The following is a 19631-nucleotide window of genomic DNA, read 5'->3' on the forward strand; positions in this document are numbered from 1 at the left end:
AGATTCTATTCGACCACTTAACCAACCTTCATCAAGTGATCATGTTGCCGTTTACCAACACTATTAAATTAGCAGATTGTTCGTTACGGATCGGTGTTACTCGCAAGATGAGCTGTAATGATTAAGCTCGATAAGTCCTTGCAGTATGATGCCGTGATAACGGGCTTTAATGAGTTGATAATCCATAGCGGGCGCAAAGTAGTAGGTCACCTCTTCGGCACCTGATTGTTTAACAGGGATCAAGCTTAACTCGCCCCAGGGTGATATGTTTGCAGTCTGCGGGTCTTGGACATAAAGTTGATAAGGTTCAATAGCATCAGAAGCTTGCCTGATTAAGGCAAACTGCGTGCGGCCTTGCAGCAGGTACTGACGAATTTGAATGGCTAAAGTATCCACATCCCGCAGAGGGATGTGAGCAGAGGTATAGTTGCTGATGTCGCCATCAATATCGACCCGAGATTGACGACCATTATTGCTAAAAGAAACCTGCATGTCTCTCGCTCTAAACCCGGTCACTTTTTGGTGAAACTTGTCAGTTATCCATTCATTGGTTTTATTCGACCAAGACAACTCAGCCCGTTGCTGGTATTGAGTGCCAATGCCTAAAATACTGGCTTCGCTTTTTGAGGTCACCACCGCCGTTTTACCCGTCCAAGTCTCGGTTCGGGCCATGGTGCCAGTATGTATACCACTGAGGTAAATATCGTAATTTGAACTGCGGTTGCACTGTTTCTCAACAGGGGCTTGTTGAGCCACCTTTGACTGATTAGCGAATACGTTACTCGCTAGGGCAGGCGTTAACGCCAGCCCTAACAGACAAGTTCTCATCGTCAATGCAAATGCTCTCGCTAAGATCAAAATACTTCATTCACATTAAGGTAGAAGTTAGTTTCGTTTTCACCGACGCCAACATCAAGACGTAGATTGATATTGTCTTTGATCTTAAAACGGAAACCTGTGCCATAAGAGGTCATTAGCTCCTCGTTCAAGTCACTCACCTTTGATGCTACGCTACCCACGCCCCCCCAAAAGACCATGCCATAACGCTGAAAAATCGGTAAACGATATTCAACTTGACCCATCATCATCTGCTTGTCGCGATAGCGCCCTTTGATATAGCCACGCATTGCACTTGAGCCGCCTAAGTCCGGCAACATGTTCCAAGGCACATCGCCATCGGTGAACTGCCCCTGCACTTGCCATGCTATAAGCCCTGGCGCAGAGCTAAGCAGTGATGTTGAACTCAAATCGATGTAATTGGCTAGTTCTAGGTTATAAGTGGAAAACGTCGAGTACTCGCTGTTTTGATAAAGACCGGCGTCGATTTGGAACAACCAGCCCTTAGTCGCATTTAAGCGATAATCTCGCGAATCATAGATACTGGTAACAACCACACCCGAGCTAAAGTTACTCGGTAAAACAGTGTCGGCATCTACTGGTACGCCAGTTTCGACCAACTCTAGCTTGTCAGCACTGACGTAAGTCAAATCAGCGCCAACGCCTAGAAAATAATTGTCGGCAACTTCTGTCATCCAACGAGGTTTGAAACTGTATAACTGCTCTTCAAACTCATGATGATTACTGTCTAGGTTGCCTTGTTCGATACCCTGACCGTAATACACAGCAGCTTCATTATATAACTCAAGCCCCAGCAATAATCGCTGCTTGCCACCATTGAAAAAGGTCATATTTTCAACTTCAACACCATAAGAGTTATTCATCGAAACGAACGAATTCAACACTAACGATGATGGCTGCTCTTCACTCGATGCACCGTCGGTTTTATACAAGCCCACCATCAATAGGCCCACACCAAACTTCTTCTCTGGGGTGTAATATGCCGTTGGCAGATAACTCATATCAATGGCTTTGCTTTCATCAAACTCACCGTCAGCACCAAACACAGACAAGATGTCATCGACCCAGGTCGGCTCCATATTTTCAGGGGTTTCAAACAGAGGTTCAACAGCGACTGCCGCATTGGAAAAAGCAAATAAGGTTAGTAATAAAATCCGTTTCATAAACGCTCTATTAGATAGTAATGGGCCATAAGGGAGGCGATATGTTGTTTGAAAAAGGGTTAAGTAAAGTCCGCTAGCACTCGAACTTTTCAACCACACAACTCGCTTAAAAGCAGTCCTTGGACTTGCCGAGCGCATTTTAACACTACAGGGATTTTCAACAATTACTTTTTCAGCTATAAGGGTTAATCTATTGCAGATGTCTCGCTTGTTAGGCTTAGCGGTTTAAGCTGCTGCTGAGATATTGCCTGCAGCAAACAGCTCAACACAAGCTTACATGCGAAGATGTTAAGCGGACTAATAAAGCCATTGAGATGATGAAAATACTAGCTAAGTAAATGGATAATAAATACCCATGTTAACACCCGACTTTGCTACCGCACCCACTGAATTAACTCGTTAGCACTTTTCACAGCAAACTGCCTTTTAATTAACTTTCCCTCTGGATCAAACAGTAAAATTTCAGCCGAGCCAGCTCGGTATTTGGCAATCAGTTGGTCTCCCTCTGGGGTATTCACTCTGGCGAGGAGAAACAACACATTGTCGCCTAGATGGGCGCGGGCCTCATTCATCTGTTCGGTCTGGCTGTTACTCAATGTAATATTAGGATCATAGACAAACACCAACGCAGGAACCCCACTACCAATCTGTTCGTGGGTCGCTTTAAAACCTTTAGGCATCACCATTAACAGCAGTCCAAAAAACATAACTATGGATGTGAGCACACCAATCACAATCCAAGGCTTGCGGCGAGTCGAGTTTGAATTTTGTGTATCCATGCTGACGATTCTCTCTTTTTAACGGTTGAAATACATGACAAAGCAATCAATTGTAATAAACATAGCTGAAACGTGTATTAAAATGCTTGAGATAGCCTTTGTTAACTCAATCTAAAATTGCGGTAAATTTAGTTAAGGTCAGTGCTTCTGGCTTGATTTTTCAAGCCTCTTAGAGTGCATTGATTTCCATTGAAGCTTTGAACTGTTCGAGTAATGAACGTTGTTGTTCAGTTAGGTTCTGCGGAGTTTCCACCTTAATTTGCACAAACAAATCACCAGTCGCTCCCTTACGATCGGTAACTCCTTTACCCTTTATCTTAAACTTACGTCCATGTTGAGTCCCGGCTGGCACTTTAAGCTTAAAGCGCTTATCCAATACGTTGACTTCAATCTCACCACCCAGTGCCACCGTCACCATATCGACAGCCTTGGTGTAAATCAGATCATTTTCTTCACGTTCAAGAAACGCATGTTTGCGGGTTGCGATCGTCAACAATAGATCACCTGCGGCCCCACCATGTACTCCAGCACCACCTTTACCGCTGAAGCGTATTTTCTCACCGTCTTTAATACCAGCAGGGATCTTAACCTTTATTTTTTTAGTTTCGCCGTTAACCGGTAGTTCGACAACTTTTTCAGCACCTTGCACCGCATCAACAAAGTCTACAGTGAACACAAAATCCTTGTCTTGCCCTTTTTGAGTTCGGCTTCGCCCACCCCTTGCTTGAGAAAACATACTTTCAAAATCATTGGCATCAAAGCTTTGATTACCAAAGCCACGTTCACGCTGGCGAAATCCTGCACCAAACATATCGTTAAATCCGCCTTGGCTATAACGATGTCCATCCTGTCCATTGTTTACAAACGAATCATGACCAAAATCATCATATTGCTGGCGCTTGTCAGTATCCGTCAGTACTTCATAGGCTTCTTTAGCATTTTTAAATTTTGTTTCTGACACTGCATCATCAGGATTTTTATCGGGATGGTACTTCATCGCCAGCTTTTTATAGGCTTTCTTTATCTCTTGATTTGAGGCGGCCTTTGAAACACCTAGCACGCTGTAATAATCTTGTTTAGACACGCTAAACCCTCACTAATGTATATCTCAAAAAAAGGGCCATGAGTTCTATCTGTGCCCTAAGGAATAACAAGCTTATGTGTTTATACCCATCCTACTTGAAGATGCTCGTTTCAGAGGCGTTGTGCCAGTTCAATTCTAGGCGCATTAATGTGGAAATGGGGATATAAGCATAAGTGACTATTTAGTCCAATCTTGCCTTGTGTACCTATTGTAATGCTATTTCATTTTTTAAACTCGTCATCTACAGTATTCTCTCGAAGATATTTATTGCCAACCACTGTAATCGCTGGCACAAAAGATCAAGCCATTCTTGTGGCAGGCCTATTTGGTTTGACTCCGCATTCTCAGGCACAAGCAACATATGCTAGCGATTCATAGTAAGAAGAAAATCAAGACATCAGTGGCAATTCGCGGCACCTTGCCTTCATTTACGTTCAAGATGATCAGAAAGACACTAGTCATTTCAAATATCCGCTAGCACGATGACATTTCCTTCACTCGCCAAACAATAGAATAACTTCGAATCAATTCAACAAGAGAAAGCTATGACTAAACTCGATCTGGCCTTTACCCAACAAAAATTCAGCAAAACGACTCAACACTCCTCCCCATCTCCCCAGCATGACACCAGCTTTATGTGGGGGTTGCTTCTACTAGTAAGTGCACTGCTACTGTTGATGAAAGAGAGTGTTAACAGCGCTTATTTCTTTAAGATTAATCAAACTGGTCAGCATTTCAGTCCGGAGCTTTTAGCAAGCATTACCGACATGGGTAATGGAGTTGTCACCGGTAGTATTCTCGTCATGATACTCTGCTTTAAACCAGCATGGATCTTACGCGTACTATTGGCAGCTGCTATCTGTCTTGTCATGACTCACCTACTAAAAAATTATTTCGACGCCCCACGTCCAGCAGCCTTATTAGAACAGTTCAATATTATTGGGGATGCTCGCCATAGTAAGAGTTTCCCGTCTGGCCATACCGCAACTATCTTCCTACTCGCAGGTACTGCCTTTTTATCATCAAAGCGACTGTTGAGCCGAATATTTTTTGTCTCTCTGGCTATTACAGTTGGAGCATCCCGAATAGCTGTTGGCGCACATTGGCCAATCGATATCGCTTTAGGGGCAATTATTGGCTGGGGCAGCATTTATGTGGCTTCGCTAATCTGCAAAGAGAGGCTACTCTCCGCGCGTTATCAATATCTTATTTTAACAGCGCTTCTGTTACTACTTGGTACGTTGAGCGCCCTGAGCAAAAGCGAATTTCCTCAAATGCCAATCGTTGACAACATACAAAGGCTGTACTTGTTATCAGCTGCACTGTGCCTATATATCAGTTACCAGCTTAACCGTCGTAATGCAGGTTCTAATGTTATAAATCAATCAAAAACTTAAAAATAAAGCCCAGTAACATCCGTTGCAGGGCTTTCCACAAGACTCCCCACTCGTTCAATTGAAAGCTCAAAGACACAGCAACCGCACAGCTTAATAACGCAAGATACCTTGCCGACTTATACCTTCTTTTAACATACGGCCAGAACAAACAGCCGTAAAAACAGCCCTCTAAAAAAGAAGTTTCCCAGAAGGCTGAAGGGGGGGACTCTAACTAAAGTAAGGGCAGATACCGGTCTAGCGTATCTAAACGATAATCTTACATATTATAAAAGGAGAAATATTATGTCTGAAGTAATCGATGTTTTAGTTGAGATGGATCTAGCAAGTATGCCGCAGTTAAGCAAAGACAAAGCGCAACCGACACAGGGGCTGAATAATTTGATCTTCCTCAGAGTTAAAGATGCTAATGGGGTAACTGGACAGGGTGGTGCAGAACTTAGGATCAAAGGCTCTGTTGGCGACAACGTTAGATGGCGATCAACATCATTGAGCGGCAACTTCGAAAAGTCAGTTGTACTGTATGACTTTAGGTCACAATCGAGCCAGGGTGGAGATCTATCGACACCAGAGCTACATGGTGGCGTTAAAAATGGCAATACATTAACGACTAGAATCATGACGCCAATCCAAGGTCCGCTACCATTGTCTTCAGAGCTAGTGGCAACGCCTTACAATTATGTGGAGTCCACCCTAGAAGCACACGGTACGATTACCTATCAATTCCTATTCCAAGTCAATGACAGCGGCAGTGGCGACTTGATCGGATACGGTACGTGGGATCCCTTTATTGATATTGAAAATTAAAGCAACTTATCTGCATGTAGTGGGGCTAGCGTATCATTGCTACGCTAGCCCCACTATTCAGTGAAATGGAATAGAGCTAAACGTTGAAATAACTGCAACAAAATAACAACAGACTGGTCATTAAGTGCTTTGCTAACATTTCCTCTGCCCTCCTTTTTAAAGTATTATTGTCAGAATTATTATCAAGTTATGTATGGATGCTGTTGATAAATGATTCTTAAAACTAAGTCACCTCAAAACGCCCTATCACCCCAAGCCGCAGCAGGCCTCAAGCAAGAGCAAAATGTCGCCTTTTTTCTTCGCCGCGCCTTTAAAGATAATCCTGAAGTGCTGGTCATTAATGACTTTAAGTTCAGCTTCAATGATGAAACCGCGCAGATAGATCATCTCATTGTTTATCCCTATGGCTTTATACTCATTGAATCTAAAAGCATTAAAGGTCATGTGAAAGTAAACAAGCAACAAGAGTGGACGCGTAGCTATAACAAGCAATGGTCAGGCATGCCCTCCCCCATCAAACAAGTTGAGCTACAACAAGCATTGCTTAAAGAACTGTTGAAATGTCATCGCAGTGAGATCATTGGTAAGTTACTAGGTATAAAGCAGCAAGGTTTTAACCTACGTAGATGGGATCATCTTTGTGCCATATCCAGCGATGCCGTAATTGAGAGAAAGTCCATGCCAACTTCGATATCTGACAAGCTGGTAAAATCTGAATTTGTGGTAGAGAAATTGAATGGAATCATGAACATTAAAAATAAGTTCATGAGAGCGATTAACTTCAACGATACTCGCCCTGACTTTAATCAAGCGGAATTAGATTTAATAGGTTAATTCTTAGTCAACCAGCATATAGATACTAAAGCGACGACTACACCAACAGCAGTCGCAAGTCCGATCCAGTCAATACCAGCTACAATGACAACGCCACAACCTCTTATTCAAGCAGGTATTCCCACTGTAACCACAGCCCATATTCAGATAACTTTATCCTGTAAACATTGTGGAGAATCAAGCAACATCACCCCAATGTATGGCAAATTTGGCTATTACATAAAATGTAATCAGTGCACGAAGAACACGCCAATGAAACAGGCCTGCCCAAAGTGCCTAAGCAAAAATACCAAGGTAAAAAAACAAAAAGAGACCTACAGCCTCAATTGCCAAGAGTGCAGCTTTGGCCAACAGATAGTCTAAGGAATAGCACTTGAAGAACATGGAAAAAGGCAAACTGGTTCGTTGGAACGCTGACAAAGGCTTTGGCTTTATTAAGCCTGATACTGCCAATGCCAGAGATGTGTTTATCCATATATCGATATTAAATCAGATGGCAAGAAAGCCCGCTGTCGGCGACCAGATCAACTATTTCTCAGAGTATCAGAGCGACGGTAAGGTCAAAGCGATAAAAGCAAATATCGAAGGCGTAGCCGTTATCGCATCAAAACAACATAGCCTGCAAAGCAGCCGCCATAACAACCCTCATCACAAACACAATAGTCAGCGGAAACCTAAGTCATCAAGCGGATTACTCATCCCGCTATTACTATTACTCGGTATCGGTATATTCGGCTTTAAAAAGTATCAAGAGATCACCGCAACGCCAGTACTGACCAACAAAGATATCGAGCAGATGAAGTTCAATCCTGTGCAGAACTTCCGCTGCGAAGCAGGAAAAACCCACTGTAGCCAAATGCGATCCTGTGCCGAAGCGACTTTTTATATCAAAAACTGTCCAGGCACCAAAATGGACGGCGACCACGACGGCGTGCCATGTGAAAGGCAGTGGTGTAATTGGTAGTTAAAAGGTCAGAGTAAAAGTTTACTCTGACCCCATTTATTACGAAAACCAAGACATCCAAAATAATTTTCAATATCTATGAGGATATCTACTTATGCAATTCTGGGTGCCTTAGTTGCCCTTAAATTAAATTTTACTCTAACCTGAATTATTAGCAGACTCTATTTATTTAAATCTATTTTTAGTGTTATTAAAACGGCTAGTCTATGCTTACGCGTGGCGAATATTTCCCTAAAAATCAGATAAGGACGATCTATGATTTACAAGAAATTATGTGGGATTTTGCTTTTATGCATAACTTTTAATGATGCATGGGCAACTAACTTAACAAATCCTACCACATCAAAGGGCCAAAACTGCGTTTCAGTAAAGACTTTGGATATAAAAGAAGTTGAGCCAGGTTTATATAATGTTGATGTAGAAATTATTGGTCATTGTATTGAGAAAATGAATGTGAAGGTGTGCCCTTCACAATCTAAAAGCAGGTGTGAATTTCACGTATTAGCGAGTGGAGAAAGAATAAAAACCCAGCTTAACACCAAGAATGAGATACCTGATGTTTATTATCAGTGGGGGTTTTATGAAATAGCCCCAACTCCCACTTCTCAAACTAGATCTCCCAATTGGAATTTTGTTGAAGCTTCCTATCTGTCAGCTGATATCGATGGTTTTAATCAAGGTATCAAGCCAGAAGGTTACGGCGTAATAGGCTCTGTATTGCTAGGAGATAATGTAATTTTAAATGCAAGTTACAGTACAGTTTCAGAGGATGTTGTAATATCAGGCGCTGATGCAGATGCCACTCTAAGCTTAGCCTCAGCAGGTATTGGATATCGCTATGGCGCCACCGACACAACAGACTTATTCGCTATGGCATCATACCTATATGTAGAACTCGACGGCTCTATAGACGGAGATAGCGGTTCATATGATGATAATGGTTATGGGTTGAAGCTTGGCATCCGCTCAATGTTAACGGAGTCTTTAGAAGCTATTGCTACAATCGAACGTGCTGAAATAGATAGTGAATCTGAAACAGCTATTGCGGTTTCTGCTTATTATCATTTCAATAAACAGTTGGCCATCGGAGTCGGATATTCAGCAGCTGATGATATCGATATGTATAGCGGTAGCTTAAGACTATCATTCTAAACAGTATTGTTGTTAGGGCCACGCATAATAATAAATGGGGTCAGAGTAAAATTTAGCGACTCCAAACACAGCCGTAGATTACGAGCAGTCCCCGTTGGATGAAGGGCTTCGCGGCTAAAGCCGCTCCTACATTTAGACTACGAATATACGGAAGCTTATACTCCAGACATAAAAAAACCGATACCCTGAGGTATCGGTTTTCTCTATTCTTTTTCAAGAAGTTTGGCTTTAGCTTTTAGGCTACAGACCGACAACGTATTTTACGTAGGATAAATCGTGTTAGTACAAGGCGCTGCGAGCGACGTGTGAATAAATGGGGTCAGAGTAAAATTTAGCGACTCCAAACACAGCCGCAGATTACGAGCAGTCCCCGTTGGATGAGGAGCTTCGCGGCTAAAGCCACTCCTACATTTAAGAATGAGAACATTCGGAAGTTCATACTCCTGACACAAAAAAGCCTCGATACAATTATGTATCGAGGCTTTCTATTATTCTTTTTCAAGAAGTTTGGCTTTAGCTTTTAGGCTATAGACCAGCAACGTATTTTACGTAGGATAAATTGATTATGACAAGGCGCCTTGAGCGACGCGTAGTCTTTCTTACGCGAGCGAATGGCAACGCAGTAAGAATCAATTTAGACCAGTAAAATTACATCATGCCGCCCATACCACCCATACCGCCCATACCACCCATGCCACCCATATCAGGCGCACCAGCAGCTTCTTGTGGAATTTCGCCAACCATAGCTTCAGTGGTGATCATAAGACCGGCAATTGAAGATGCAAACTGTAACGCGCTACGGGTTACTTTAGTTGGGTCAAGGATACCCATCTCTAGCATGTCACCGTAAGTGTCGTTACCTGCGTTGTAACCGTAGTTACCAGTACCGTTCTTCACGTTGTTAGCAACAACTGAACCCTCTTCACCAGCGTTAGCCGCGATTTGGCGCAGTGGTGCTTCCATTGCACGTAGTGCGATAACCACACCGTGCTTCTGGTCTTCGTTGATTACGGCAACGTCACCAATCTTGCTTGCTACACGTACAAGTGCAACACCACCACCAGCAACAACACCCTCTTCAACGGCTGCGCGAGTTGCGTGTAGTGCATCTTCTACGCGGGCTTTCTTCTCTTTCATTTCAACTTCAGTTGCTGCGCCTACCTTGATAACAGCTACGCCGCCAGCAAGTTTAGCCATACGCTCTTGAAGTTTTTCTTTATCGTAGTCTGAAGTTGATTCTTCAGCTTGGATTTTGATTTGTGCAACGCGAGCTTTGATTTGAACTTCTTCGCCGTTACCGTCGATGATAGTTGTATCATCTTTAGTAATGATAACGCGCTTAGCAGTACCTAGGTCTTCTAGGGTCGCTTTTTCAAGCTCTAGACCAATCTCTTCAGCAATAACAGTACCGCCCGTTAGGATAGCGATATCTTGTAGCATTGCTTTACGACGGTCGCCAAAACCAGGGGCTTTAACAGCAGCGACTTTAACGATGCCGCGCATGTTGTTCACAACCAAAGTTGCTAGTGCTTCGCCTTCAACGTCTTCTGCAACGATAAGCAGTGGCTTACCTGTTTTAGCTAGACCTTCAAGGATAGGTAGCAATTCACGGATGTTTGATACTTTCTTATCAACCAACAAGATGAATGGAGTTTCTAGTTCAACACTGCCCATCTCTGGCTTGTTGATGAAATAAGGGGACAGGTAACCACGGTCAAACTGCATACCTTCAACAACGTCTAGTTCGTTCTCTAGTGCTTGACCCTCTTCTACAGTGATAACGCCTTCTTTACCAACGCGCTCCATCGCTGTTGCGATGATTTCACCGATAGTCTCATCAGAGTTAGCTGAGATAGTACCTACTTGAGCGATAGCTGTAGTGTCACTACACTCTTGAGAAAGGTTCTTTAGCTCAGCAACTGCAGCGATAACTGCTTTGTCGATACCGCGCTTAAGATCCATCGGGTTCATGCCAGCTGCAACGGCTTTTAGACCTTCAGTCACGATAGATTGTGCAAGAACAGTTGCGGTAGTTGTACCGTCACCTGCGGCGTCATTGGCTTTAGAAGCAACTTCTTTAACCATTTGAGCGCCCATGTTCTCGAACTTGTCAGTCAGTTCAATCTCTCTCGCTACTGAAACACCATCTTTAGTGATTAGCGGTGCGCCAAAGCTTTTGTCTAATACAACGTTACGACCTTTTGGGCCTAGAGTAACTTTAACTGCGTTTGCAAGAATGTTAACGCCGGCAAGCATTTTTACGCGTGCGTCATTTCCAAATAATACTTCTTTAGCTGACATGTTTATTATCCTTTAAATTCTTTTAGGTCCGATGATGTGGCGGATGCCTGTTGTCATCGGTGATCATGGTCGGTATATGACCAGCGTAGGATTTAGCCTACTACTGCCATTAAGTCTGATTCAGATAGGATCAGTACTTCTTCACCATCAATCTTTTCTTTCTTCACGCCGTAACCTTCGTTGAAGATCACGATGTCGCCAACTTTAACGTCTAGCGCCATTACGCTACCGTTTTCAAGAATGCGTCCATTGCCTACAGCCAATACTTCACCGCGAGTAGATTGCTCAGCAGCACTACCAGTAAGTACGATGCCACCAGCTGACTTTGATTCAACTTCTGAACGTTTAACAATGACACGATCATGTAATGGGCGAATATTCATCGATGGATGCTCCTATTATTTTTGTCGCCAACGCTTATGTTGACTATTAAAGATAGTAACGACTTTGGCTGACTTCACCTTGGTGAACGCTAAAATGCCGCTTGATGTACGAGATATGGGGGTAAAGGTCGTCAGTTCCAAGTCCCATTTACAAAATATTTCCGTTTTTTTTAACTCTACTTTATAAAAATTGCGGCAAGCCTGATAGAATTCGCCGTCCGAACACAGACTAGGCAAGACTTCCCTATGAAAGACAGACACGGGCTGTTAACACAGCCAATTGGTCGTGTACTGCTAAATATGAGCCTCCCCAACCTGATTGGTATTCTAACCATTCTCGGGTTCAGTCTGGTGGACACTTTTTTTATCAGCCAATTAGGCACCGAATCGTTAGCGGCAATCAGCTTTACCTTTCCTGTGACGCTCATTATCTCCAGTATCGCTATCGGCATTGGCGCCGGAGTGTCCACTAACTTAGGTCGTTTAATTGGCGGTGGTCATGCCGATAAAGCCAAGGTATTTTTACATGACGCTCTACTGTTAACCTTCTGTATAACCGCGTTTATCTCACTGCTTGGTAGCTTGTGCATTAACCCGCTATTTAGCTTACTCGGCGCTAACCAAAGTAGCTTGCCGCTGATCCATGACTATATGTTCACCTGGTATCTCGGTGCACCGCTGTTGGTGCTGTTGATGGTGGGTAACCAGGGGCTACGCGCCACGGGGGACACCCACTCACCTGCTAAGATCATGATGTTGGCGGCGCTGATAAACCTGATTTTGGATCCACTGCTTATCTTTGGTATTGGGCCCTTTCCACGTTTGGAGATCCAAGGGGCGGCAATTGCCAGCGTGATCTCTTGGATAGTAGCGTTATCACTGTCGACCCATCTGCTGATTTTTAAGCGCCACTTAGTCGAATTTGCTGAGTTTAATCTCGCCAGAATCAAGTGTAACTGGCGGCAGTTGGCGCATATTGCCCAACCAGCCACCTTAATGAATCTTTTAAACCCTGTGGCAAATGCGATGATAATGGCGATGCTGGCGCGCATCGACCATAGCGCGGTTGCCGCCTTTGGCGCGGGCACGCGTTTAGAGTCGGTGATGTTGATTGTGGTGATGGCATTGTCATCCAGCCTTGTGCCGTTTGTGGCACAGAACTTGGGCGCAGGACAAACGGCTCGCGCCCGAGATGCGTTGCTACTATCACTTAAATTTGTATTGATTTTTCAAACGCTACTGTACCTACCGCTACTCTTTTTAGCCGAGCCTTTAGCACTGCTATTTAGTAGCGATCCATTGGTGGTTGAGTGGTTAAGTTTTTATATTCTGGTGTTACCTGCGGCATATGGACCGTTAGGCATTGTTATTTTGGTAGCTACCTCACTAAACGCCTATCATCGCCCGATGAGCTCGCTTACCTTAAATGTCTGTCGACTATTTTTGATTATGTTGCCACTGGCGGCATTGGGTTCATACTTGGGCGGTGTAAAAGGCTTGCTGCTGGCACTGCCTGTCACCAATGCATTAATGGGGCTGGCTTGCTATATTCTGGCGCGGCGCATTTCTGAACCCGAGCACGCCCCTATCGCACACTAAAGGATTGACCATGCAAGCATCGAAACAGATTTTTACCAATGAAGATTTTAGCGAGCAAGATCTGCAAGATGCCCAGTTTGAGCATTGTGAATTCCACCACTGCAGTTTTAACCATGCAGACTTAACCGATGCCAGCTTCAGCCATTGTAAGTTTGTAGTGCAAGGTGAAGATGAGGGCTGCGACTTTAGTTATGCAACGTTAGTCAGTGCCAGTTTTAAGCACTGTAATTTGAGCATGAGTTTGTTTAAAGGCGCCCGCTGTTACGGTATTGAGATGCGCGAGTGTAATCTGCAAGGTTGTGACTTTAGCCGTGCCAGTTTTGCCAATTATATTACCGCTAAAAGCTATTTCTGCTCAGCTTACATTACCGCCTGTAATCTAGCCTATGCCGACTTGCATAGCGCACTGCTTGAAGAGTGTGAACTGTTCGATAATCGCTGGCGCGGCGCCAATCTTATAGGCGCCTCAATGAAGGGCAGCGATTTAAGTGGCGGCGAGTTTTCGTCAGAGCAATGGGGCGCTTTTGAGCTTAAAGGCTGTAATCTTACCCGCATTGAATTTGAAGGATTAGATCTGCGTAGAGTGCCGCTTGAAGGCGTCATCATCAATCAGTGGCAACAGGAGCAATTGCTGGCGCCACTAGGGGTAATTATAACGGCAGACTAGTTGCCATCTGCTTACCCCCAAACAGCTATTTGTGGCTAGGTTCAATTAAGTCATTGACTTAATTGAACCTCTCACTCTAACTTCACGATCGCAATCGCCATTTTTGATACAATCTTCCATTACTTTCATCATAAAGTCGATGAAGCGCTGGCTGGCTAGGCTAATGAAGCGTCTCGATGGGTAAACCAAAAAACACTTGCCCTCATAAGGCTCTACGTCTTCAAATAACATCCTAAGTTTACCGCTGTCGACATACTCTTGGGCAAAGGCCAGTGGCATCATCGAGATCCCCCTTCCCATCAAGGTTGCCTCTAAACAGGTATCAAGGCTATTGACACAGAGATTACCTTTTACCGATAAAGTCCTGTCATTGCCAAAAGGTACTTCATTGAAAATCCTGCCGTTAGGGTAGCGAAACAGAATTGAGTTATGATTTGGTAACTCCTCCGCTGTCAGCGGAATATCAACTTTCTCAATGTATTCAGGACTGGCAAAAAAGTGCACCATCTCGGTGATCATATGCCGTGCGACCATCTCATTTTCATTAAATGCATCTTCGAGCATAAATGCTAAATCGATATTATTGCGGATCATATCTTGTGGCTCAGAGCTGACAATTATTTCAATCGTTAGCTGTGGATGCTGGTCCATAAATTCAAAGATTGCATGGGTAATATGGATAAGCTCGGGTATAGGAAAGATCAATATTCGCAAATGACCCGCAACCTCAGACTCTTGACCGGTAAGCTCCGACATCGTCTGCTCTAGGCTTGCTAACATAGAGGTGGTTTTGTCGTAAAAGTGGCTACCCGACGCCGTTAGTGTCATCGCCCTACTCTGACGATGGAACAACTTAACATTGAGTTCATCTTCTAATGTCTGTAACCGACGGCTTAACGTTGATTTAGGCAGGTTGAGTATATCTGCCGCCTCGACCAAACTACCCGTCTCAACAATGCGGTGAAACAGCGCTATATCTTCAGTTTTCATCAAAGCACCTTAAAAAAATTAACCAACCTTTTACTCGCCATTTTCAGTTTGCACACAAAAAATAGCGCAGATCAAGCTAAAACAGTTCCATTATATGGAACTCATGATTCCATATAATTCCGTTTTACTCAACACAAAGGGCTGTTATCTTAGCCAACTTAGTAATACATTCTGTCACAAAATATGGAACTCAGTTTATGAAACACTTGAAAACAGCCCTTTCACTTATCGTACTCTCTGCTTTATTATCGGGCTGCAGTGCTGAGTCCACAGAAATTGCCCCATCATCGATACGACCGGTGAAGCTACTTGAGATCACAGATGCTAATGCTAGCTCAGTACGAATATTCCCCGCTAAAGTTGCCGCTACCAAGCAAGCAGAGTTGGCTTTTAGATTGTCCGGTCACTTGGTGGAATTTTCGCTTTATGAAGGTGACTCCGTTAAAAAAGGCGCTGTGTTAGCCCGTCTAGACAGCCGTGATGCGCGTAACACCTTACTTAATCGTGAAGCCGATTATGAGCTTGCCAAAGCGGACTTTAAACGCAAAGGTGAGCTGCTGCGCCGTGAACTCATTTCACAAGCTGACTATGACTCCGCTGCAGCGCTATTAAAATCATCACAAGCCAACCTCGCCAGCGCACAAGATCAGCTCAGCTACACTGAATTAAAAGCACCATACGACGGTACTATCGCGAAGATCTCAATCGATAATTACCAGATGGTACAAGCGAACCAGTCAATTCTAGTATTGCAAAAAGACCACAATATCGACATCGTTATTCAAGTACCTGAATCGCTTGCTAGCAAAGTAACTCAATTCAACCCTAATGCAACGACACAACCTGCAGTACGTTTCGCTAATAACCCAGCCATTGCTTACCCTGTGCGTCTAAAAGAGCACGCCACTCAAGTAACACCTGGCACTCAAAGTTACGAAGTCGTGTTTAGCCTGCCACAACCGAGCGATATGACCGTCTTATCAGGGATGAGCGCCGAGTTGACCCTAGACATATCAGCCGAGATGGCGGTAACCATTCAAGCCGTATTACCCGCCAGCGCCATTATGAAGCGTGACCAAGATGGCCAACATGTAGTGTGGGCCTACGACGAAACCCAAGGCAAGGTAACCCAGCACGTAGTCACTCTCGGGAAAATCACCACCAATGGTATAGAAATTACTAACGGTATAAACGTGGGCGATCAGGTTGTCGTTGCCGGTGTGCAATACCTTTCAGAAGGTCTAACGGTTAAACCTTTACGCTGGCAGCGCGGCGTATAAGCCCGATAGTCCACCATTATCCCATTTGAATAGCGCCACTTTCTGACGCCCAATCGACGACTGCACCAGCACTAACAGCTGGCGCAGATTAAGCGACTGCGGCAGAAATGCCAGACACGTTTTACAAGAGGTTATCTCGATGAATTTTGCCGAATACTCCATTTCTCACAAAGTGATCAGCTGGATGTTTGCCTTGCTGTTGCTTGTGGGTGGCAGCATCTCCTTTTTCAGTTTAGGCCAACTGGAATTCCCAGAGTTTACGATTAAAAACGCCCTGGTAGTGACTAGCTACCCTGGCGCATCGCCACAACAGGTCGAAGAGGAGGTAACACTGCCGCTTGAAGATGCATTGCAGCAACTCGACGGCATTAAGCACATTACTTCAATCAACAGTGCAGGCCTTTCGCAAATTGAGATTGAAATGAATGAGAACTACGGCGCCGATGAACTGCCACAAATATGGGATGAAGTGCGCCGCAAAATAAACGACAAAGCCGTTTCGTTGCCGCAAGGTGTTATGGCGCCTAAGGTGATCGATGACTTTGGCGATGTTTATGGCATCTTGCTCAATGTTAGTGGCGACGGTTACAGCAGTCGTGAGTTGCAGAACTACGCCGACTTTTTAAGACGTGAACTGGTACTCGTTGATGGCATTAAAAAGGTCACCATCGCTGGGATCATTAACCAACAAGTGGTGGTTGAGATCTCTCAACAAAAGCTCAACGCGTTAGGCTTAGATCAAGACTATGTCTATAACCTTATCAACAGTCAGAATGTGGTCTCCAACGCTGGCAGTATGCTCGTTGGCGATAATCGTATTCGCATTCACCCTACTGGTGAGTTTGATAATGTACAGCAAATGGAGCGCTTACTGATTAGTCCGCCTAGCAGTGCCAAGCTTATCTATTTAGCTGACATTGCCAAGATCTACAAGGATAACCAAGAGACCCCCTCTAGCATCTACCATGCCGGTGGTAACACCGCTTTATCCATAGGTATCGCTTTTTCAAGCGGTGTTAACGTCGTCGATGTTGGGGCAGCCGTTAATGCGCGTATGAGCGAACTTAATAGTGAGCTACCGATCGGCATGTCACTCGATACTGTGTATGACCAAAGTAAGATGGTTGACGATACGGTGAGTGGTTTTCTCATTAACTTGGCCGAATCCATTGCCATCGTAATTGGTGTACTGCTTATCTTTATGGGGGTGCGCTCTGGGCTTTTGATGGGCCTAGTGTTGCTACTGACGATTCTTGGTACCTTTGTGGTGATGAATATTCTCAATATTGAGCTGCAGATCATCTCGCTTGGCGCACTGATCATTGCGCTGGGGATGCTGGTTGATAATGCCATTGTGGTTACCGAAGGCATATTAATTGGGATCAAGCGTGGCCAAACCCGCTTAGCGACCGCCAAGCAAGTGATCTCACAAACCCAGTGGCCGCTATTAGGCGCGACCATTATTGCGATCATCGCCTTCGCTCCTATCGGGCTATCGGATAACGCCACCGGTGAGTTTTGTGCATCGCTGTTTCAGGTACTGCTGATCTCACTGTTTATCAGCTGGATCACCGCCATGACGCTGACGCCTTTTTTCTGCAACATCATGTTTAAAGATGGCGTACCCAGTGAAGATGAAAATGATGACCCTTACAAGGGTTGGTTATTTCAGATTTACCGCCAGACCTTAAATGTGGCCATGCGTTTTCGTTCAGTAACACTGTTGTTGATAGTTGCGGCGCTGATTACTGCTATTGTGGGTTTTGGTCATGTGAAAAATGTGTTCTTTCCGGCTTCAAACACGCCGATGTTTTTTGTTGATGTATGGATGCCAGAAGGCTCTGATATCAAAGCCACCGAAAGATTATTAGGCCGGATTGAAACTGACTTACTTGAGCAGCAAGCAGTCCACAATATAGGTTTAGTCAACCTAACCACTGTTGTAGGCCAAGGCGCACAGCGCTTTGTATTGTCATACGTACCAGAAAAAGGCTATAGCGCCTACGGGCAGTTATTGATTGAGATGACAGATCTCAACAGCCTCAACGACTACATGCGTAAACTCGAAACCCAGCTAAGCCTTAGGTATCCAGAAGCGGAATACCGTTTCAAATATATGGAAAATGGCCCAAGCCCGGCCGCAAAAATTGAAGCTCGCTTTTTTGGTGAAGATCCACAAGTTTTACGTCAACTAGCCGCCCAAGCAGCACAGATCCTAAAGCTCGAACCGACTGCAGTTGGAGTGCGACACAGCTGGCGAAATCAAACCACACTTGTAAGGCCTCAGCTCGCTTTAGCGCAAGCCAGAGAAACCGGCATTAGCAAGCAAGACTTGGATAACGCCTTACTGACTAATTTCAGCGGCAAACAGATTGGCACTTACCGCGAAAATAGTCACCTAATGCCTATTATTGCCCGAGCACCAGCCAGTGAGCGACTCGACGCGGAGAGCATCTGGAAGCTGCAGATCTGGAGCAGCGAGAACAACACCTTTGTGCCTGTCACGCAGGTGGTGTCGGACTTTGATACTGAATGGGAAGACCCACTGATTATGCGCCGCGATCGTAAGCGAGTGATCTCAGTGCTGGCCGATCCAGTTAATGGCACTGATGAAACTGCCGATTCTGTTTTTAGAAAGGTTAAAGCCGATATCGAAGCCATCTCACTGCCTAGAGGCTACGAGTTTGAATGGGGTGGTGAGTATGAAACTTCGCTAGAGGCGCAAGAGTCAGTATTTAGCTCAATCCCTTTGGGTTATCTCGGTATGTTTTTGATTACAGTGCTGCTGTTTAACTCAGTAAGACAACCTTTGGTGATCTGGTTTACAGTGCCACTGGCCATTATTGGTGTGGTAGCTGGCTTACTGTTATTTGATGCTCCCTTTAGCTTTATGGCGCTACTAGGCTTATTAAGTCTAACTGGCATGATCATTAAAAATGGCATTGTCTTGGTCGATCAAATCAACCTAGAACTTAGTGAAGGCAAAGATGCTTATCGAGCCGTTGTAGACTCCGCAGTCAGCCGAGTACGACCGGTATTAATGGCGGCGATAACGACGATGCTGGGGATGATACCGCTGCTAAGCGATGCTTTTTTTGGCTCTATGGCCATTACCATCATCTTCGGTTTAGGCTTTGCGTCAGTGTTAACACTCATCGTACTGCCGGTGACTTATACATTAATGTTCCGTATTCCTTATCCAACCAAGCAACAGAGATAAGGGGGTCATCACGGATTAAATAACCCAATAGAACGATAACGCTAGTGTTATAAAAAATGCTTCCCGGCAGTTCAGGCCCAACACAGTAATGTGTTGGGCCTGAATACTTTTATCGACTTAATGGAGGATCCATTCAGCCACTTGATTAACAAAATT

The 19631-nt window shown here is 44.5% G+C and carries 15 protein-coding genes and 1 pseudogene; 9 read left to right on the forward strand and 7 right to left on the reverse strand.

What is annotated here, in order from left to right; translation table 11 throughout:
• Positions 1–96: 96 nt before the first annotated feature.
• The 4 genes from JK628_RS19355 to JK628_RS19370 all read right to left on the reverse strand — a co-directional run bounded on the left by JK628_RS19355 (position 97) and on the right by JK628_RS19370 (position 3884).
• The gene (locus tag JK628_RS19355; RefSeq protein WP_202286553.1) at positions 97–828 is read right to left on the reverse strand and encodes a hypothetical protein; all 732 of its coding nucleotides are present in this window, start codon (positions 826–828) and stop codon (positions 97–99) included.
• 26 nt (positions 829–854) lie between these two features.
• Complete coding sequence (locus JK628_RS19360; RefSeq protein ID WP_202286554.1) at positions 855–2021, reverse strand: BamA/TamA family outer membrane protein; 1167 nt, start codon at positions 2019–2021, stop codon at positions 855–857.
• Positions 2022–2395: 374 nt separating this feature from the next.
• Positions 2396–2800, reverse strand: a complete 405-nt coding sequence (locus tag JK628_RS19365; protein ID WP_202286555.1) for a hypothetical protein — start codon at positions 2798–2800, stop codon at positions 2396–2398.
• Positions 2801–2969: 169 nt separating this feature from the next.
• Positions 2970–3884: a DnaJ C-terminal domain-containing protein gene (locus JK628_RS19370; protein ID WP_202286556.1), complete on the reverse strand. Its 915-nt coding sequence runs from the start codon at positions 3882–3884 to the stop codon at positions 2970–2972.
• Between the two features lie 545 nt (positions 3885–4429).
• Here JK628_RS19370 and JK628_RS19375 point away from each other — a divergent pair.
• The 5 genes and pseudogenes from JK628_RS19375 to JK628_RS19395 all read left to right on the forward strand — a co-directional run bounded on the left by JK628_RS19375 (position 4430) and on the right by JK628_RS19395 (position 9035).
• Entirely contained in the window at positions 4430–5281 is an 852-nt protein-coding gene (locus JK628_RS19375) for a phosphatase PAP2 family protein (protein WP_202286557.1), read from the forward strand.
• Positions 5282–5563: 282 nt separating this feature from the next.
• Positions 5564–6085 carry an AidA/PixA family protein gene (locus JK628_RS19380; protein WP_202286558.1) on the forward strand — a complete coding sequence of 174 codons (522 nt, stop codon included), beginning with the start codon at positions 5564–5566 and terminating at the stop codon, positions 6083–6085.
• A 210-nt stretch (positions 6086–6295) separates the two neighbouring features.
• Positions 6296–7282: pseudogene (locus JK628_RS19385) on the forward strand (nuclease-related domain-containing protein).
• Positions 7283–7301: 19 nt separating this feature from the next.
• On the forward strand, positions 7302–7883 hold the full coding sequence (locus JK628_RS19390) for an excalibur calcium-binding domain-containing protein (protein ID WP_202289894.1): 582 nt from the start codon (positions 7302–7304) through the stop codon (positions 7881–7883).
• Between the two features lie 255 nt (positions 7884–8138).
• A complete protein-coding gene (locus JK628_RS19395) occupies positions 8139–9035 on the forward strand; it encodes a porin family protein (RefSeq protein ID WP_202286559.1) in 897 nt (298 codons plus the stop codon).
• A 648-nt stretch (positions 9036–9683) separates the two neighbouring features.
• On the opposite strand, the gene groL is transcribed toward JK628_RS19395, so the two are convergent.
• Positions 9684–11336: a chaperonin GroEL gene (gene groL / locus JK628_RS19400; RefSeq protein ID WP_202286560.1), complete on the reverse strand. Its 1653-nt coding sequence runs from the start codon at positions 11334–11336 to the stop codon at positions 9684–9686.
• A 92-nt stretch (positions 11337–11428) separates the two neighbouring features.
• Entirely contained in the window at positions 11429–11719 is a 291-nt protein-coding gene (locus JK628_RS19405; protein ID WP_202286561.1) for a co-chaperone GroES, read from the reverse strand.
• Positions 11720–11965: 246 nt separating this feature from the next.
• Here JK628_RS19405 and JK628_RS19410 point away from each other — a divergent pair, with 246 nt between their 5' ends.
• Together JK628_RS19410 and JK628_RS19415 are read left to right on the forward strand one after the other, a co-directional pair.
• Entirely contained in the window at positions 11966–13318 is a 1353-nt protein-coding gene (locus JK628_RS19410; RefSeq protein WP_202286562.1) for an MATE family efflux transporter, read from the forward strand.
• Positions 13319–13328: 10 nt separating this feature from the next.
• On the forward strand, positions 13329–13985 hold the full coding sequence (locus JK628_RS19415; protein WP_202286563.1) for a Qnr family pentapeptide repeat protein: 657 nt from the start codon (positions 13329–13331) through the stop codon (positions 13983–13985).
• A gap of 45 nt (positions 13986–14030) precedes the next feature.
• Here JK628_RS19415 and JK628_RS19420 read toward each other — a convergent pair whose 3' ends face one another.
• Entirely contained in the window at positions 14031–14975 is a 945-nt protein-coding gene (locus JK628_RS19420) for a LysR family transcriptional regulator (protein ID WP_202286564.1), read from the reverse strand.
• A 197-nt stretch (positions 14976–15172) separates the two neighbouring features.
• On the opposite strand from JK628_RS19420, the gene JK628_RS19425 reads away from it, so the two are divergent.
• Together JK628_RS19425 and JK628_RS19430 are read left to right on the forward strand one after the other, a co-directional pair.
• Positions 15173–16255 (forward strand): efflux RND transporter periplasmic adaptor subunit, encoded by a 1083-nt coding sequence (locus tag JK628_RS19425; protein WP_202286565.1) that lies wholly within the window; start codon positions 15173–15175, stop codon positions 16253–16255.
• Positions 16256–16394: 139 nt separating this feature from the next.
• A complete protein-coding gene (locus tag JK628_RS19430) occupies positions 16395–19475 on the forward strand; it encodes an efflux RND transporter permease subunit (protein ID WP_202286566.1) in 3081 nt (1026 codons plus the stop codon).
• Positions 19476–19631: the final 156 nt, after the last annotated feature.

This window comes from Shewanella sp. KX20019, assembly GCF_016757755.1.
In the GTDB taxonomy this organism is placed as follows: Bacteria; Pseudomonadota; Gammaproteobacteria; order Enterobacterales; family Shewanellaceae; genus Shewanella.

Excerpts from the sequence above, each read along its gene's own strand:
- JK628_RS19430 (WP_202286566.1), top strand. The coding sequence starts at position 16,395 with ATGAATTTTGCCGAATACTCCATTTCTCACAAAGTGATCAGCTGGATG.
- JK628_RS19405 (WP_202286561.1), bottom strand. The coding sequence starts at position 11,719 with ATGAATATTCGCCCATTACATGATCGTGTCATTGTTAAACGTTCAGAA.
- JK628_RS19360 (WP_202286554.1), bottom strand. The coding sequence starts at position 2,021 with ATGAAACGGATTTTATTACTAACCTTATTTGCTTTTTCCAATGCGGCA.
- JK628_RS19395 (WP_202286559.1), top strand. The coding sequence starts at position 8,139 with ATGATTTACAAGAAATTATGTGGGATTTTGCTTTTATGCATAACTTTT.
- JK628_RS19380 (WP_202286558.1), top strand. The coding sequence starts at position 5,564 with ATGTCTGAAGTAATCGATGTTTTAGTTGAGATGGATCTAGCAAGTATG.
- JK628_RS19410 (WP_202286562.1), top strand. The coding sequence starts at position 11,966 with ATGAAAGACAGACACGGGCTGTTAACACAGCCAATTGGTCGTGTACTG.
- JK628_RS19420 (WP_202286564.1), bottom strand. The coding sequence starts at position 14,975 with ATGAAAACTGAAGATATAGCGCTGTTTCACCGCATTGTTGAGACGGGT.
- JK628_RS19425 (WP_202286565.1), top strand. The coding sequence starts at position 15,173 with ATGAAACACTTGAAAACAGCCCTTTCACTTATCGTACTCTCTGCTTTA.
- JK628_RS19365 (WP_202286555.1), bottom strand. The coding sequence starts at position 2,800 with ATGGATACACAAAATTCAAACTCGACTCGCCGCAAGCCTTGGATTGTG.
- JK628_RS19415 (WP_202286563.1), top strand. The coding sequence starts at position 13,329 with ATGCAAGCATCGAAACAGATTTTTACCAATGAAGATTTTAGCGAGCAA.
- JK628_RS19390 (WP_202289894.1), top strand. The coding sequence starts at position 7,302 with ATGGAAAAAGGCAAACTGGTTCGTTGGAACGCTGACAAAGGCTTTGGC.
- groL (WP_202286560.1), bottom strand. The coding sequence starts at position 11,336 with ATGTCAGCTAAAGAAGTATTATTTGGAAATGACGCACGCGTAAAAATG.
- JK628_RS19355 (WP_202286553.1), bottom strand. The coding sequence starts at position 828 with ATGAGAACTTGTCTGTTAGGGCTGGCGTTAACGCCTGCCCTAGCGAGT.
- JK628_RS19375 (WP_202286557.1), top strand. The coding sequence starts at position 4,430 with ATGACTAAACTCGATCTGGCCTTTACCCAACAAAAATTCAGCAAAACG.